Source organism: Pseudarthrobacter sp. rb, from assembly GCF_056389225.1.
This window is the reverse complement of sequence record NZ_JBWJAR010000019.1, coordinates 74987-89191: the sequence shown is the minus strand read 5'-3', so window position 1 is coordinate 89191 and position 14205 is coordinate 74987. Positions and strand designations below refer to the sequence as shown.

Annotated in this window: 18 protein-coding genes; 7 read left to right on the top strand and 11 right to left on the bottom strand. The window is 62.0% G+C overall.

Going from position 1 to position 14205, the window contains the following annotated elements; genetic code table 11:
* Nucleotides 1–37: 37 nt before the first annotated feature.
* From ACWRN3_RS19615 to ACWRN3_RS19595, 5 genes are all read right to left on the bottom strand, one after another.
* Nucleotides 38–886 carry a DNA-processing protein DprA gene (locus ACWRN3_RS19615; RefSeq protein WP_207606015.1) on the bottom strand — a complete coding sequence of 283 codons (849 nt, stop codon included), beginning with the start codon at nt 884–886 and terminating at the stop codon, nt 38–40.
* Between the two features lie 516 nt (nt 887–1402).
* Entirely contained in the window at nt 1403–1555 is a 153-nt protein-coding gene (locus tag ACWRN3_RS19610; RefSeq protein ID WP_015061970.1) for a hypothetical protein, read from the bottom strand.
* A 203-nt stretch (nt 1556–1758) separates the two neighbouring features.
* Nucleotides 1759–2772 (bottom strand): DUF4192 domain-containing protein, encoded by a 1014-nt coding sequence (locus ACWRN3_RS19605; RefSeq protein WP_207606014.1) that lies wholly within the window; start codon nt 2770–2772, stop codon nt 1759–1761.
* Between the two features lie 595 nt (nt 2773–3367).
* Nucleotides 3368–3718: a hypothetical protein gene (locus tag ACWRN3_RS19600; protein WP_207606013.1), complete on the bottom strand. Its 351-nt coding sequence runs from the start codon at nt 3716–3718 to the stop codon at nt 3368–3370.
* Nucleotides 3719–3797: 79 nt separating this feature from the next.
* Nucleotides 3798–4229: a hypothetical protein gene (locus ACWRN3_RS19595; protein WP_207606012.1), complete on the bottom strand. Its 432-nt coding sequence runs from the start codon at nt 4227–4229 to the stop codon at nt 3798–3800.
* Between the two features lie 532 nt (nt 4230–4761).
* On the opposite strand from ACWRN3_RS19595, the gene ACWRN3_RS19590 reads away from it, so the two are divergent.
* The 5 genes from ACWRN3_RS19590 to ACWRN3_RS19570 all read left to right on the top strand — a co-directional run bounded on the left by ACWRN3_RS19590 (nt 4762) and on the right by ACWRN3_RS19570 (nt 7356).
* Nucleotides 4762–5067 (top strand): hypothetical protein, encoded by a 306-nt coding sequence (locus tag ACWRN3_RS19590; protein ID WP_207606011.1) that lies wholly within the window; start codon nt 4762–4764, stop codon nt 5065–5067.
* Between the two features lie 46 nt (nt 5068–5113).
* Complete coding sequence (locus tag ACWRN3_RS19585; RefSeq protein ID WP_207606010.1) at nt 5114–6130, top strand: ATP-dependent DNA ligase; 1017 nt, start codon at nt 5114–5116, stop codon at nt 6128–6130.
* Nucleotides 6131–6340: 210 nt separating this feature from the next.
* Nucleotides 6341–6673: a hypothetical protein gene (locus tag ACWRN3_RS19580; protein WP_207606043.1), complete on the top strand. Its 333-nt coding sequence runs from the start codon at nt 6341–6343 to the stop codon at nt 6671–6673.
* A complete protein-coding gene (locus ACWRN3_RS19575) occupies nt 6654–6968 on the top strand; it encodes a hypothetical protein (RefSeq protein ID WP_242703289.1) in 315 nt (104 codons plus the stop codon). The genes ACWRN3_RS19580 and ACWRN3_RS19575 overlap by 20 nt, the downstream gene beginning before the upstream one ends.
* Nucleotides 6958–7356: a hypothetical protein gene (locus tag ACWRN3_RS19570; protein WP_207606009.1), complete on the top strand. Its 399-nt coding sequence runs from the start codon at nt 6958–6960 to the stop codon at nt 7354–7356. Before ACWRN3_RS19575 ends, ACWRN3_RS19570 begins: the two co-directional genes overlap by 11 nt.
* Before the next feature lie 129 nt (nt 7357–7485).
* On the opposite strand, the gene ACWRN3_RS19565 is transcribed toward ACWRN3_RS19570, so the two are convergent.
* Complete coding sequence (locus ACWRN3_RS19565) at nt 7486–7917, bottom strand: ASCH domain-containing protein (protein WP_242703288.1); 432 nt, start codon at nt 7915–7917, stop codon at nt 7486–7488.
* The gene (locus tag ACWRN3_RS19560) at nt 7890–9377 is read right to left on the bottom strand and encodes a PIN domain-containing protein (RefSeq protein WP_207606008.1); all 1488 of its coding nucleotides are present in this window, start codon (nt 9375–9377) and stop codon (nt 7890–7892) included. The genes ACWRN3_RS19565 and ACWRN3_RS19560 overlap by 28 nt, the downstream gene beginning before the upstream one ends.
* Nucleotides 9378–9559: 182 nt before the next feature.
* Between ACWRN3_RS19560 and ACWRN3_RS19555 the strand changes: the two genes are divergently transcribed.
* A complete protein-coding gene (locus ACWRN3_RS19555; protein ID WP_207606007.1) occupies nt 9560–10246 on the top strand; it encodes a DUF6308 family protein in 687 nt (228 codons plus the stop codon).
* 131 nt (nt 10247–10377) lie between these two features.
* Here the strand turns inward: ACWRN3_RS19555 and ACWRN3_RS19550 are convergent, their stop codons facing one another.
* Nucleotides 10378–11088, bottom strand: coding sequence for a restriction endonuclease (locus ACWRN3_RS19550; RefSeq protein WP_207606006.1), 711 nt, complete (start codon nt 11086–11088; stop codon nt 10378–10380).
* Between the two features lie 203 nt (nt 11089–11291).
* On the opposite strand from ACWRN3_RS19550, the gene ACWRN3_RS19545 reads away from it, so the two are divergent.
* The gene (locus ACWRN3_RS19545) at nt 11292–11630 is read left to right on the top strand and encodes a hypothetical protein (RefSeq protein WP_207606005.1); all 339 of its coding nucleotides are present in this window, start codon (nt 11292–11294) and stop codon (nt 11628–11630) included.
* 142 nt (nt 11631–11772) lie between these two features.
* Here ACWRN3_RS19545 and ACWRN3_RS19540 read toward each other — a convergent pair whose 3' ends face one another.
* The 3 genes from ACWRN3_RS19540 to ACWRN3_RS19530 all read right to left on the bottom strand — a co-directional run bounded on the left by ACWRN3_RS19540 (nt 11773) and on the right by ACWRN3_RS19530 (nt 14190).
* Nucleotides 11773–12501, bottom strand: a complete 729-nt coding sequence (locus tag ACWRN3_RS19540) for a hypothetical protein (protein WP_207606004.1) — start codon at nt 12499–12501, stop codon at nt 11773–11775.
* 299 nt (nt 12502–12800) lie between these two features.
* Nucleotides 12801–13460 (bottom strand): DUF4352 domain-containing protein, encoded by a 660-nt coding sequence (locus ACWRN3_RS19535; RefSeq protein ID WP_207606003.1) that lies wholly within the window; start codon nt 13458–13460, stop codon nt 12801–12803.
* A gap of 52 nt (nt 13461–13512) precedes the next feature.
* Nucleotides 13513–14190, bottom strand: coding sequence for a hypothetical protein (locus ACWRN3_RS19530; protein WP_207606002.1), 678 nt, complete (start codon nt 14188–14190; stop codon nt 13513–13515).
* Nucleotides 14191–14205 lie beyond the last annotated feature (15 nt).

The window sequence follows — 14205 nt, the reverse complement described above, 5'->3', positions numbered from 1 at the left end:
AGTCGTGGACGTCGTTGACACAACGAATCCGCGGAATCTAGCGCAGAACTGTTGACAGCACACAGATAACGCTGTGGACGCTGCCGGGGACGGCGGCGACGTGCCGGGCGATGGTTTCGGCGTGGTGGGCGGTATCCAGGGCACCGGAGCGCCAGCGGGCTTCCACGACGCACGTCACTCCGGCAAGGGCTGCAATGATGCGATTTCTGTACAAAAATCTTGCCCGGGAAGGGGCGGCTCCCGGGGGCAGCTCGGACAGCGTCAACCCATTGCAACGGATTGCGGCGGCGAGGTCCGCGTTTCCGGACGGGTAGTCGCGGTCCAGTCCCCCGGCGAGGACGGCGATGGTGGCCGGGCCTTCTCCGGTGCTTCCGGCCAGTGCGGCGCGGTGGGCGTGGGCGTCGATGCCGTAGGCGAGTCCGGCGATGACGCAGATTCCGCGCTGGGCCAGGCTGTAGGCGATGTCTCCGGTGACGGCCGCGCCGTAGCTCGTGCAGTCCCGTGACCCGGCCAGTGCCGCGCAGTTGGACGGGGCGGGGATTCCGTTTCCGATGTTGCCCCGGTACCAGAGGCCAAACGGCGCGTCTGGGAGGTCGTCCAGGCCTGTGGGCCAGTGCTCGTCGCCGGGGATAAGGAAACCGCCGCCCAGGCGTTCGATGGTGGCCAGGTCCTTTTCCGGGTCCAGGTCGGGCACTCGGGGCGCCCAGCGCTTTAGCGCGTCGGCCAGTTCCTCGGCGGTCACGTCCGAGAGGGTGTGGGCCGGTTGGGTGCCGGTGGCGAGCCGCAGCGCGGCGTACGCGCCGAGCCTGCCCACAAGGGTCCGTCCAACGGTGTCGTTTGGTTCGAACAGGCGGGTCAGGGCTGCGCGTGCAATGCGGTCGTTCATGGTGTTGCTCCTTTTTTGCCGAAAGGGTTGGTGGGTGGGGCGGCTCAGGTGACCGGCCAGCTTCCCCTCTCCCCCCGTTGTTTTGGCTGCTGGCGAAGCTTGCGGAGCTGTGCCCGTGCAGGCCCGTCTACCCGTAAGGGCAAGACCCGGAAAATCTTCGGAGGAAATAAGCGACGAAGGAGCGCCGGAGAAGACTTTTCGGGGCGCAGGCCCCGACGTAGGAGGGGCTAGAGGGGCCGGAACGGGCACGTACAATCCGTCAGGACAGCAGCCAAAAAGCGTCGTAGACACAAAAGGTCCAGGGACGGCGGAGCCCTGCGGAGCCGGCACTGGACCCAACAGCCGGCCGCGCCAGCGGACGCCCTTATCGGTGTGAGCCCTGGCGAACACCCACTCCCCCGGTCCACAGCTACATGCCTGCGCGCATGAAGGAAGGCCGGCACTGTCCGTGCCGGCCTTCCTGTATTTCCCTCGGCAATAAGGAAATCGGTGGTGCAGCGTCAGTGCTGCTTGGGTTTACAGCTCGTAGTGTCGGTGGTCTTTCCTGGGCCGGTCTACCGGGCCGGTGGCTGGGCCTGCGGTGAGCAGGCTCAGTTCCAGGATGTCTTCAAGGGGGCTCGCGTCCGGGGCAACGGTGTCGTCTTCGGTCATGCGGAATTGATCGGCCACGCTCGGAACTCCTTGGCTGTACGGGGACGGCGGTGTTCTTTTCACAGTATCGGCAGTTCCTGCGCGTGGGCTGGAAGTCGCGGCGCCCGCGCAGCGTTTACGCGGCCGGCGGAGCGAAGCGGGGGAGGCCGCCGCGCACCTGGGGAAGATCCCGCGAGGGGAGGGCCGGACCCCTTTGGTAGTGGAGTCCGGCCCTTTCGAAGCTAGCGCTTTAGGCGGCGGTCATATGCCTTTTTTGGATCGCGGCTGCAGTCTGCCAGCAGGCCGCGGTTGACCAGTTCGCCCAGCAGTTCCGCCAGCCGATACCCGGCGGTGTCCTCCAGCGCGAGCTTGAAGTACCGGGCAGCGAAACTGGACTGTCCTTTGAGCCATTCGAGCCAGCCGATCAGGCACAACATGGGGGCGCGCTGGCCTTCCGGTGTGGCTTTCATCAGCTCGAACGCGACTTCCTGTGCCGTGTCCACGCGCGCCCAGTCCGGGCGGGTGAGGAACACTCCGAGCATGACGGACGTGAACTGCTCGGGCGCGTGCGGGACGATGTCGCCCATCATGTAGTCACGGATGGTGGGGTGCTGCAACGCTCCTGCCAGCTGGTGCGCGGTCTGGGTCGTCAGGCTCTTGGGGTCCTTCAGCACCTTGGCCCAGGCAGCACGGCTGGCTTCGAGGTCTTCGGGCCAGCCGTCGGGCTTGTGCGCGGTGATGGCCTCGCGGGCCGTCTCGTCTCCGGTGAAGGGTGCCGGTGCGATGAAGCCGGTCACGGCGCTGCCCCGGTAGATCAGGGCGGCGTTGCCGTTGCTGGTGGTGATGGTGTCCAGCGACTCATCGGGGCAGCAGTTGGTGTCCGTGCACATGTAGTTCCGCCACAGCTTCGAGCTCACCAGCCATGCGTCCTGCAGGGGCATTCCGGCGGTTTCCAGTTCGGTGCGCAGCGCCTGCACGTGCCCGGCGTAGGGGCGGCTGCCGTTGGTGGTGTTCTCGTCGGTGTAGATGACCAGCAGGCTGCCGGTGGCGGCCTCGTCAGCGGTCAGGTAGCTGACGATGGTTTGGGCGTAACCGACGGGATCCTGCCCGAACGGGGCATCCACGCGCAGGGTCGCGCCGATCTTGTTGCCCTGCATGGTCAGTGCGACAAAGGACTCCGTGGGGATCTGTCCCAGCGTGTGCGGAATGAAGGCAAGGACGTCGGCCGGGCCGGTGAATTTGATGAAGTCGTTCATGGTGTTGCTCCTTTTTTGCCGAAAGGGTTGGTGGGTGGGGCGGCTCAGGTGACCGGCCAGCTTCCCCTCTCCCCCCGTTGTTTTGGCTGCTGGCGAAGCTTGCGGAGCTGTGCCCGTGCAGGCCCGTCTACCCGTAAGGGCAAGACCCGGAAAATCTTCGGAGGAAATAAGCGACGAAGGAGCGCCGGAGAAGACTTTTCGGGGCGCAGGCCCCGACGTAGGAGGGGCTAGAGGGGCCGGAACGGGCACGTACAATCCGTCAGGACAGCAGCCAAAAAGCGTCGTAGACACAAAAGGTCCAGGGACGGCGGAGCCCTGCGGAGCCGGCACTGGACCCAACAGCCGGCCGCGCCAGCGGACGCCCTTCAACTGGTTGCAGCGCAGCGGAAACCAGGGCGAGCCCCGCAAGCCTGCCTTCCACCCCGGCCATTGGACAAACACAACACACCAGCCCCTGGCTTGCCGCCGGCGGCCGCCGCCCGGCACCTGGCTATTGCGGGATGGGCGGTCCGCCGCGGCCAACCACCAAGACAAGCCGGCCACGACGGCGGACCGCCCGCGGTGACCGGCCCCGAAAGACCGGCCACCCCCGGGCCTATTCGCGGCGGTCGTGCAGCGGAACGGCTCCATAGTGTCCGGCTGCGCGGCGGAACCTCGCGTCACTGCTGAAGATAAACGTGCCGCCGAACATGTACCACGGGGCGGGTTCACCTTCCGGGGCGACCGGCTCGGCATGGACCACGGTCTCGCGGTGGAAGTGCTCGTTTTTGACGAGCCGGACGGCGGGCCGTTCCTCGGTGGCCTCGAAAACCGGGTCGATGCCCTCGCCAATGACGGTCACTTCCATGACGCGGGCGGAGATGCCCCGGTTCGAGAAGTCCGTACCCAGGGCGTCGCGGTAGATCAGGGCGGTGATGCCCATGGGGGCGGTGGTGTCGTTGCTCATGTGCTGGCTCCTTCGGAGTCGTATGATGTGCTGTACTGCCCGGCTTGCGGCCGGGCAGTACAGCGGTTGTCAGTGCTGGTTAGGCCACGTCCGCGAGGGTGCAGGGCATCCGGTAGCGGCTGGGCAGTTCGGCGGCGGCCTCCGGCAGGTCTGCCGGTCCTTGGGCCTGCCCGTTCTTCCAGTGGAAGAACGCCTGCTCACTTATCGCGGTCCAGAACCTCGCCTTGGTCCGATAGAAGGTCGTTCGTACGTCGCCTTCGCAGTAGGTGGCCATGCCGAACAGGTTCCCGATCTCGTCGGCGGTACGGATCCCGGCGACCATGACGTACGGCCACTGGCCCAGGTCCCACCCGTCACACCCCCAGCTGGGGATCACGGCCCAGCCGTGTTCGCTGATGACGTCCATCCAGTCGTAGCCGTCGTTCATGTGGTAATCGACGAGCACGGGCACATCGTGGACCGTTTCGCCGGTGTCGACGGTGGTCACGGCCCTCTTAGTGACTGCGTTCATGGTGTTGCTCCTTTTTTGCCGAAAGGGTTGGTGGGTGGGGCGGCTCAGGTGACCGGCCAGCGTCCCCTCTCCCCCCGTTGTTTTGGCTGCTGGCGAAGCTTGCGGAGCTGTGGCCGACGGAGGCCTGTCTACCCGCAGGGCAAGGACTGCGGAATCTGCGGAGGAAATCAGCGACGAAGGAGCGCCGGAGCTGATTCTGCGGGCCGCAGGCCCCGACGAAGGAGGGGCTAGACCGGCCGGAGCGGACACGTACAATCCGTCAGGACAGCAGCCAAAAAGCGTCGCAGACAACACAGGGCCAGGGACGGCGGAGCCCTGCGGAGCCGGCACTGGACCCAACAGCCGGCCGCGCCCGCGGACGCCCAAACGGGTGCGAGCCCTGCGAGCATGCACCATCACTACCCGGTATGGCATGCTCGAAGGCGTAAGCAGCAGGATGTTTACACCCAGGGCAGAGGGCCCATTCCCACCGGTTGCGGCCCTCTGCTTTGCCCTGGACGGTCATTGGAGTGTCGATACGAAGGGAAAGCCGATGGGTCTGTGGAGCTGGTTCGCCCGTCGGCGCAAGCCGGCGACGGCTACTGGTCGCCCCGCCTTCGCAGCGGCCATTGAGCCGAAGGAACAGGAGCCGTTGACTCCTGAGCAGGTGGCAGATCTGAAAGCCGCGTGGGCCGAACTCGCCGAGGCGGCGAAAGAGTCAGCTGCCACCGGTTTTCATGCCTGCTCACGAGGCAGCAAGCCCTGGCAGGAAGATCCGGCAGCTGTGCGGAGCATGGCGGCATTACTCCGCAGCGTCGACGCGGAGGACGCTGCTACGGAAGGTCCTACGGCCAAGTAAAAACCAGCACGGACGTTCGTACTGGATTCTCCTTTAGGCTTGGCCCATGGCCGAGTCCCTTCCACCGGCACTGCACCCACCGGTCGCGGTTGCCTTGGCGAAACCCATCAAGGCCTTCCCCGGCCCCAACGCACTGCCCGGCGGCCTGAACGCCGAACCCAAATTCGACGGTTTCCGCACTACCGCCTTCAACGACGCCGGCAAGGTGACACTGTGGTCCAGACAGGGCAAAGAACTTACCCGAATCCTGCCGGACGCAGCTGCCGCCCTCGCAGAGCAAGTGCCTCCCGGGGTGGTCCTGGATGGTGAAACCATCATTTGGAACCGGGACCGGCTGGACTTCGACGCGCTGCAGCAGCGCATGGTCACCTCCAAGGCCGCGCTTCCCGCCCTGGCCAAAGAACTGCCCGCTTCATTCGTCGCCTTCGATGTTCTAGCCGTTGCAGGACAGGACACCCGCGGTGTGCCGTTCCCCGGGCGCCGGCAGCTGCTCGAGGAGCTCGCCCGGGACTGGGCCCCACCATTGCACCTCTCCCCCATAACCAGGGACATGGACCTGGCGAAGACCTGGCTGCGGGATCTTCCCGCGACAGGAATCGAAGGTCTCATATTCAAAGGCTCCCAGCCCTACGAGGCCGCCAGGATCTGGTTGAAGCTCAAGCACAAGGATCTTTGGGACGTGGTGTGCGCGGCCGTGATCGGGTCCGTGACCCGACCACAGGCCATCATCGCCGGCCTGCCCATCGGCGGCAAAATGAAGATTGTCGGCCGCTCGACCGTCCTGTCCACGAAGGCCGGGCGTGAACTGGGCCGCCACCTCCACCCGGCCGGGCCCGGGCATCCCTGGCCTCAAGAGATCAGCGAGTCCTCCCTGAACAGATTCAGCAAGGACAAAGGCCCCGTGCGGCTGACACTGGTCGAACCAGTCGTGGTCGAGGTCTCGGCCGACGTCGCCTGGTCCGGCACGTCCTTTCGGCACCCCGTCACTTGGAAGCGTGTCAGGCCGGAGCTGGACCCTGCAGAGGTCAAGGTTCCCCCGGAACTGAACAACAGACACCGCTGACGACAGCGCTGCGGCGGGTTATACCCAGTGTGGACAGCTTTGAGATTCATCCTCCGGTCTCCACCTGCCCACAATGGGCATAACCCGCTCCGGAACTGAGCGCGGCCGTCTTTGTCGTACCCCCGCCCCATAGTTGATGGAAGCGGCACCCAGTGGATGCCGCTAAAATTTTGCGGTGTCGTTCGAACATATATTCTAGTAAGCGTGGTAATGGGTCCTGAGCAGGCCAAGGCGCTGCACGCGCGGTACTCCAAGCGTGCGCAGCCGTTCGGGCTCACCTTGGAAGAGCTGGATTTCAAGAACTTCCCGGTCCACAACGTGTATCCGGGAATCCCGGTCATGGCCTGGCTGCGGTTCCCGAACTGCGCCGAGCTCGTTGAGGGCGAGGTGTTCGCCTGGACGGCGAGGGCCGTCGAGGTCAGGTGGAAGGACGGACCCCTGACCTACCGCACATGGGTCTGGGCGTCCGCGGTTACCCGCCGCGCCGGTGCAAACAACAGGAACCTAGGAGAGCGCGTAAAACGTGACAACAACAGCCAATGAAACATCCCTGAAGGTCCCGGTCGATGTGCGCTTCAGCCCCACAGGCCGGCCCCTCGCCGTCCGCCATGACGGGCGCCTATGGGTGATCACCGAAGACCCAGTGCACTGGTTCGAGCGGGACTCCTGGTGGCAAACCCGCACCAGCGCACCCGTTGGTATCGGGAACATCGTTGACATTGAATTCTGGCGGGTTCAGGTCAAGCTCTCCTCTAACTCCGCGCTGCGTACCTTCCTGCTGCGACGTGAACCCACCTCCACGCAATGGCTTCTGGATGCCATCACCGATGCCAGTTGACCGATACCGCTCCCCCATCCCGCCGCAGCTCTGGGACACTATCCGCAATGAGTTCGGCCTGCCAGCGTTGAGCCAGGTCAGGGAACGGCTCGAAGTCGGCTCCCCGGACCCGGAACCCGTGCTGCGCCAGCTCGTCCGCGTCTTCATCGACGAGGGCACCTTCTGTCCGGGATTCCAGTTCCAGCCGGATCTGTCGCTCAACCGGGTTGTGGTTGCCCTGTTCCAGCGCGCGATGGAACTGCGCGTCCCGCACAACTACTTCGCGCTGTGGATGGTGACCCCTTGTCCTGCCCTGGGCGGGGCGCGTCCGGTGGACCGGCGCATAGAAAAACACGGTCCCACACTGCTCGCAGCGCTGGGAAGCACCCTGGCCCGGGCAGTTGCCTAAAAATGGGCGTGAAAGTAACCCTGACCGTAGAAGCCGGCGAGGGGCAGCTGAGTTACGTTGAAGCCGAAGGCGCAACGTACCAGACAGCCAAAGTACAAGCCGGGGCCAAAATCGGCCGCGCGCTACAGCCTATTGGGACACCATTTTAAAGAAGGTTTCCGTCTGGTCCTCAGTAAGGTACTGAAAGCTCTGCGGGGGGCGAATAGCTGCGCCCAAGTTGGTCAGAGGCAGCGGTTTTTCGAACCGGTTTGCGCCCTCAACCACAATGCCTGTCCCCAAATCCCGCTGTGCATAGTATTCAAAGAACCTATCTTTTGAGATGCCAGCCACTTTCCTGAATTCTGCCCAGAGTCTCTTGGGAGACGTAGTGGACTGGCTGTGCACGGCGAACCATCCCAGCAGTGATCCCACAGGAAGGGTGGCGTAGATCAAAACATGGGTCACGTCGTCGGCTACGGGTCGTTTTCGAAACTCAACTGCTTTTTTCCCGGAGAGAATCGCGTCTGCAAACTCTGGTCGGATAGACATGAGAGCTACCCTCCCTGGAGCGTTTTCGCCCACTGGCGTCCTTCCTCTGACTTGATCTGCGCGATGGACTGCGGGGAGTCTTCCATGACACCCAGCATTTGAAGTTCCCCACGTGTTACTGGCTTCTCCAGAACTTGGTCCAGCCTGAATTTAACTGCGAGCAATTCCTTGGCGCATATCCTCTGCAATTCCTCCACAGAGTAAACGGTACGTGCACCTGCGAAGCTCAAAACCTCCGACAAGTCTGAGGTCCTCAGCGTGTCTTCAACGACACCTACAGCGTGCACGGCACGCCCCTTATGGGTGCGAAGGAAAAACAAGGTGTCGCCCGGCTGAAGGGTCTTCATGCCCGAGTGGCAGATGTACACCTTACGGATCGCATTCCCGTAGGTCGAATCAAAGAAGGAGAGCTGCGCCTCGGACCCCGGGAATAGCATGCTGTGAAACACGGGCAGGATCGGCACTATGAACGCCCTCTGGACCAGTCGTCGGCCGGGGCCGTAGCGTCGGTTGAATTCCAAAGGGTGTTCTGGCGGCTCCCGGTCAAACCGGGGCTCCAAGATCTTCCCAAGAATGATCTGTCCCCTGTTTCCGGGTTTCTCGCCACAATCGAAGAAACCGAACTCTTTGAGCATCACAATCAGGCCCTCTTTATCGGGCGACGCCTCTATGAAGCACGTGTCAACGCCCAGACCCCTGATGTGCCCGATCACCGCTTCCAGCAGGGTCTCCCCCAGCTTTTTTCCTTGGTTGGCCTCCCCGATTTTGAAAGTGCAGATTTTGACGCTGGTTTGACTCAGGCCTGGGACTTCCGGCTCTTGCCGGTCCAGGACCGCCAAGCCGCGAATATCTGTCCCCCCGCCGATGACCAGGCAGGTACGACGCTGTTGTACTACCTTGGCCCACCATTCTGGGAAGTCTTTGTAGTCCGCACGCAATGAGTCAAAGAAGGGCTGATTCGGATTGATCGTGTGCGGCTGTACCTCATCAACTGAGTAATGCGGAGGAAGCTGCCCAGCAAGGGCTGCCAGCGCTCCTTGGGCGTCTTCTAAAGTCATCACGCGGTCCTGCAGCCCCGCATGACGGGCGTGGGAGTGGAGCCTCCGATCTTCAGTTACCAGCCATGAAGCCGCATTCCTTTGCAAAGCGAGCAAGAGTGCGGCGTCTACACCATCATTTGTTCGGGCCCGTAGGTCCAATGGGTACTTTGCTTCGGAAAGGAATTCACGCGTCAGCTCAACTCGGCCTAGGCGGGGATATTTGTCCAGCTGGCGGCGGCGACGTTCGTGCTGCCGCCGATCACGGATACGAGAAAAATCGTCGCGCTGGTTATCGATGATGGAAGCTTGCCCGCCGGCGTCCAAAATTAGACGATAAACCGTAGATGCCGACGCATGGTTTGCATGGTCGGCGTCCTCATCTCCTTCAATAGCGAGAACGATATTCGTGTCCATCAGAACACGAAGATCCCTGTCGCGCGCCGGCTTGTTCACTTTTCCCCCGTCCTGCTCAGGATTAGCGCTCCACAGCTAGCACTAGTCCGAAAGCAAATGCCCCTTAGTCCTAGGCTACAGACGAGGGACAGGAAGAGGCGGCTCAGCTCCGTAGACGTGTACAAAAGGTGAAACCCCCTCTCGTTTGCAAGGCGATTTCCGACTCGCGCTAGGCTCGGGCAATGACTCAACTGATCACAGTTGGTGGATTCTCTGTTCCCATTGAGAGAGCAATTCGCCTCGTAAAGGAGTATCTAACTGAATACGGCAGATGGTCCTACCCTGCCTACGACGGCTATTTGCGGGAAGCTCCAACGAATGACGTCCGCCAGCAAGACCTCTTGGCCGCCGCGCTTCTCAATGCAGGCCAGCAACCCATTCCTACCTATTACGGCCTGCTGGAAATCCTGCCTGAAATTAACCGCCGCCTCGCGGACCCTCGTCTAACGGGCACGTTCCAAGACGCTTCACATGACACCCTCGAAGCAATCGCCGAGCTGTATGGCATCCTGGACGACCAACCCCAACATCAAGTCCAGCTCGTGAAGCTCAGCAAAGTTTTGCACAGGAAGCGACCGGAACTGTTGCCGCTCTACGATAAAAACGTCTGGCGGTGTTACAGCCATTTCGGGGATCCGGTTCGGGTGGTACCGGTCAACCGTCGCAGCGACCGGAAGCGCATGCAGGCCTGGTTGCCGCAAGTACAAGCTGATTTGCGAGCGGCGTCAAAACATTGGAATGAACTGGCCGGAATGGCATCGGAGCCTACGATTAGTCCCCTACGCGCGTTGGACATACTTGCGTGGCGCCTCGTCGATGAAGCAACGCCACGCCGTAACCGGACCCGTCGCAATCTTTCCGGAGTCTAGCCAGTGTTGTGCCTCGGTGTGACCCGATACGGTCGAGACAAACGATTGCGGCTGCAGCGGGCCGGCTAGTGCTATTCCGGAGCCTACGATATGGTCACGCTGGGGTCCTTGCCCGGACCCATGCGGCACACTCAGCCCTCTCGTCTTCGCGCGGCAGCAGCCCCAGCCTCAGGTGTCCCTAGCTTCTTCTCTAGCTCGGATAGTCGGCTCTCCATCCAGTTCAGCGCCTCTTCCAGATTGGTTATTTGGTCAGCCCCGAGAGCGTAGGCAAAATTGCCGTACGGCGGGAACTTACCTGCAAGGGCGCTGAGGAGAACGTCTTGGGCGACTGTGAGAAGGATTCCCCCGTGGAAACCAATGTCCCCCGCGTCGTGGCGGATGCCAAGATTGATTCGATCGGTCTTGGAAATAGACCAATAAGAGATGTGCGCCTCGGCCAGCCGGAGCGGGAAGGCATTCAACCTTTGTTGGTTAAGAGCATCTGATGCCGTCTGGCGAAGACCGGCCAGGCTCGTGAGTGAGACATTACTCTTCGCGGCGGCTTCTGAGGCTCCTCGCTGGAACCCTTTCTCAGCCAGGAGGATCCCGCGGTCCGCTCCAACATCCGACACTATTTCCCTAAGGCCTAGGACGTGGAGCTTGTTTACGCGCCGCTTCCAATGTTTGCACTCAACAAGCCACTTCAGACGCAGGCCCGCATGGTTGAAAGTTACGAGGACATCGACATCGTGAGCAGTGCGGACTCCTTCAACCCTCGCATCGGTTTCAGCCTCCAGGCCTAGCTCTCTGAAGAAGTTGGCGGCCTCTTCTTGGTAGTCTCGCCAAGCTTTGCTGGTCCTCATGACTATGAACGTTATCCGGGATCCCTCAGCGGACGCTTACGGTGAGTGTCAGTTTCAGAAGTCGCCTGTAACGAAGGTCAGAAGCCCTCTGCAGTGTTTTGTGTTCGAAGGTGGAACCCTAAAAAGTGGGAATCGCGTGCTCGCGGCACACCTTGGCTATTGTGGATCCCACTTGGCCAAACGAACTTGAGGAGGCGCCAGGAATGAACGAGCATTTCCGGCAAGGGACCCGGTTGCTAAAGGAAGCCGTTCAACAGTCGTTGGAGGATCGAGACGACGACATGCAGCTGAAAGGCTTTACCAGCGCTGCTGGTATCAGCCTGCGTCGAATACAGGCGAAGCTCGACCTTTTCAGAGAGCGAATGAACGCGCCAGGGACAAGCCTTACGAAGGCAGAGCAAACGGTGTACAGCGAACTGGTCGAACTTGAGTCAGAGATCGAAGCGGACTTTGACCATTACTGGCGACGTGTCGGAGTTGACTGGCGTCCTCGGAAACCTATTGCCAAGGCTGTTATCAGGCGGCCTGCAAGTCCTGAGTAAGCGCCGTGTTCTGCGGTGATCGGGTGGCGCCGGTCACCGGAGCTGTGCGTTTGGGCGGTCGATCAGCATATTGCGAAGCTCGCCGACACAGCCACATACCGCTGACTTCCCATGCTGTGACCGCATGCCTGTAAGGCCAGGCTCAGGCCACCTCGGGCAGGGTATTGCTCCAGTGGTCCCTCCAATTGCCGTGGAGCTCAATCGCCAGCACCTCCGCTGAAGGTTTAGCCATTCGGACATACCTGCGATCACTGGTCGCAGCACTTCGTCCTGACCTGGAGACGGTTAGCTTTTTGTTGTCCACTCCACGTCGTTTATCCATTTCGGAGGTACGCGTTGGCCTGGGACGTGGTTCATACAACTTCAACAGATCCAGAAGCATGCCTACGTACTTGAAATCATGCAGGCCGGGCCGGAGCTTTGTGAGGTCCAGGCGGCGGCGTTCGGACTGATAACCAGCAGCCATCTGGTGAAGCCCCGGGAAACCGCTGTATCGCAATGCTTCGATGGCTTCAGCCCAGTCGGTCAGCATCTTCAGCCGGTCCATCTCCCGGTTGGCGCAACTAGCCGCTGCGCCGTACACGCGAGCAAGTCCGCTCCATGTATCGGTGAGGGCGCGGCGGGCATCTTCCACCGGAAACCTGGCGCAGGACCACCGCGCCAGCTCCTCAATCTCGTGAACCAGGGAAGGCGGAAAGGCATCAGCCGCGAGGTGACCGGACTCCAGGTAGTTCTGGACTTGACCGGCCACCGCGCTAAATGACCTGATCCACGTTGTCGCCACCACGGATGCACCTCCGTTGAGGTTTGAGCTCCAAAGGAAATAGTGGTGCACCCACTGAATGTAGGACTCTGAGAGCTGATCTTTCATGGTTTTCCTTTCTAAATATGGTGGTTGTGGATGCTGGCTTCTCGTCGGCAAATGGGCCGATAAGCAAGGAAGACCCCCGCGCGGCCTCTGCCATGCGGGGGTCTTCCTTTGCCTTTAATTTTCGCGGTTGTAGCGTTACAGATTCAAACTTCCTCTACGACTTGCTCAGCGACAGGTAAACCCAACTTCCGTTTCACCTGCACCCGTCGGCAGGAGGCTGACCTAACCAGCGCCTGGGAAACATGAAGCTGGAGCTTCCGTGACAGCTGCAAATCACTGTCCCCGTTGTGACGCTATTGCTATCCCGGGATCTGGATGCGCGCGGCTTCCTGCATCAGGGGGTCGGAGATCATGACGGTGACAGGTCCGGCTGCCACGTCGAAGGCGATGAAGCCGCGGGACTTGTCACCCGGCAGGATCTTTCCGGACCCCAGTTGGTCGTCCACGAAAAGGTTCTGGTCTGCCTTGCGGCCGTTGGCATCCTTGGCGGAGAAGTAGAACGGGTTGGAGCTGGTTTCCCCCGACGTCGTCTCCCAGAGAACGTCCAGAAGGAGGTACGTGCCGTTCTTCGCGGGCGATGAGAACTGAGCACTCACAGATGTCTCGCGGACGGCCGAGAGGATCGTGATCCTGGCGACGTCGCCGTTGCCGAGATCCATAGTGAAGGGTGTGCCCACGGTGGGAGCGGCGGAGGCAGGCCTGGCTGCTGCTGCCTGTGTTGGGTGAGCCCCGGGAGCCTCGGTGGTTGCGGCGGCCGGCGACGACGAGCTGATGGCATTGGGGGCCGACGCCGGAGCGTCAGTGGCTGACTTCCCACCACCGCAGGAGCCAAGAACGATGGTCAGCAGGACAAGACCTGTGGGAATCACGAAGCGCTTCTTCTTGTAGAAGGGGCGCTTGGCTGCAGTGGGTGCTGCTGCCGCAGCCGGCGGGATGGGTTCGAAACTCTGGTGCGTCATGGGTGCCTTTCGTGTGTGATGAATTTGTGAGGGTGAGGCCAGACAACCGGCGTTACTGCCTGGTCCAGGTGCCGCAGCGGCTGGACTTGAAGTCCTGGCCTGCTGAGAGCGTCACCGAGGGGCGGCCGCCGCCGGGGAGGTCGTTTTCGATGATGTTGCTGCCGTTGCTGCCGGTCTCGTAGATGCCCCAGTAGCAACTGGATCCCACGTCAGCCGTGGCACGGTACATCCCGGCAGCGATGTCCCTGCCTACAGTCCACGTACCGTCGGACATCGTGTTGGCAGCCTTCTGCTTTTCGGCAGCTGTCACTGCCTCTTCGCGTTTCTTGACTGCTGCCTCGGCGGATTTCACGGCGGCCTCTGCCTTCCCGACTTCGGTCTCCCGGGCCTGGACCTTCGCCTCTTTGTCAGCGATGCCACCCTGAAGCGCCTTGTAGTCGGATTGGAGCGAGTCGTAATCGGACCAGAGGGTGTCCCGCTCTGATTCGGCACCCGCCTTGGCGTCGGCCACGCTCCGGTACGCTTCGCTGGACGTGGGATCAGGCAGCGTTGTTCCGAATGCCGTTCCGCCAGCCAACAGGGCACCGGCCACGAGCGCACCGAGAACCTGCTTCCCACGACTTGCACGGCGCGATGATTTGCTCGCTCCGGCCGGCTCAGTCTCCGGAGCCAGGACTGTCCCGGCGTGATCGGTGCCGGGCACGGCCGACATGGTGTTTTCGGTCTTCATGGTTTCTCCCCAGGG

Bases quoted from the DNA above. Each gene is read 5' to 3' on its own strand.
- ACWRN3_RS19595 (WP_207606012.1), bottom strand. From the start codon at position 4,229: ATGAACGCAGTCACTAAGAGGGCCGTGACCACCGTCGACACCGGCGAA.
- ACWRN3_RS19550 (WP_207606006.1), bottom strand. From the start codon at position 11,088: ATGAGGACCAGCAAAGCTTGGCGAGACTACCAAGAAGAGGCCGCCAAC.
- ACWRN3_RS19570 (WP_207606009.1), top strand. From the start codon at position 6,958: ATGCCAGTTGACCGATACCGCTCCCCCATCCCGCCGCAGCTCTGGGAC.
- ACWRN3_RS19580 (WP_207606043.1), top strand. From the start codon at position 6,341: ATGGGTCCTGAGCAGGCCAAGGCGCTGCACGCGCGGTACTCCAAGCGT.
- ACWRN3_RS19555 (WP_207606007.1), top strand. From the start codon at position 9,560: ATGACTCAACTGATCACAGTTGGTGGATTCTCTGTTCCCATTGAGAGA.
- ACWRN3_RS19540 (WP_207606004.1), bottom strand. From the start codon at position 12,501: ATGAAAGATCAGCTCTCAGAGTCCTACATTCAGTGGGTGCACCACTAT.
- ACWRN3_RS19605 (WP_207606014.1), bottom strand. From the start codon at position 2,772: ATGAACGACTTCATCAAATTCACCGGCCCGGCCGACGTCCTTGCCTTC.
- ACWRN3_RS19615 (WP_207606015.1), bottom strand. From the start codon at position 886: ATGAACGACCGCATTGCACGCGCAGCCCTGACCCGCCTGTTCGAACCA.
- ACWRN3_RS19545 (WP_207606005.1), top strand. From the start codon at position 11,292: ATGAACGAGCATTTCCGGCAAGGGACCCGGTTGCTAAAGGAAGCCGTT.
- ACWRN3_RS19530 (WP_207606002.1), bottom strand. From the start codon at position 14,190: ATGAAGACCGAAAACACCATGTCGGCCGTGCCCGGCACCGATCACGCC.
- ACWRN3_RS19585 (WP_207606010.1), top strand. From the start codon at position 5,114: ATGGCCGAGTCCCTTCCACCGGCACTGCACCCACCGGTCGCGGTTGCC.
- ACWRN3_RS19590 (WP_207606011.1), top strand. From the start codon at position 4,762: ATGGGTCTGTGGAGCTGGTTCGCCCGTCGGCGCAAGCCGGCGACGGCT.
- ACWRN3_RS19535 (WP_207606003.1), bottom strand. From the start codon at position 13,460: ATGACGCACCAGAGTTTCGAACCCATCCCGCCGGCTGCGGCAGCAGCA.
- ACWRN3_RS19600 (WP_207606013.1), bottom strand. From the start codon at position 3,718: ATGAGCAACGACACCACCGCCCCCATGGGCATCACCGCCCTGATCTAC.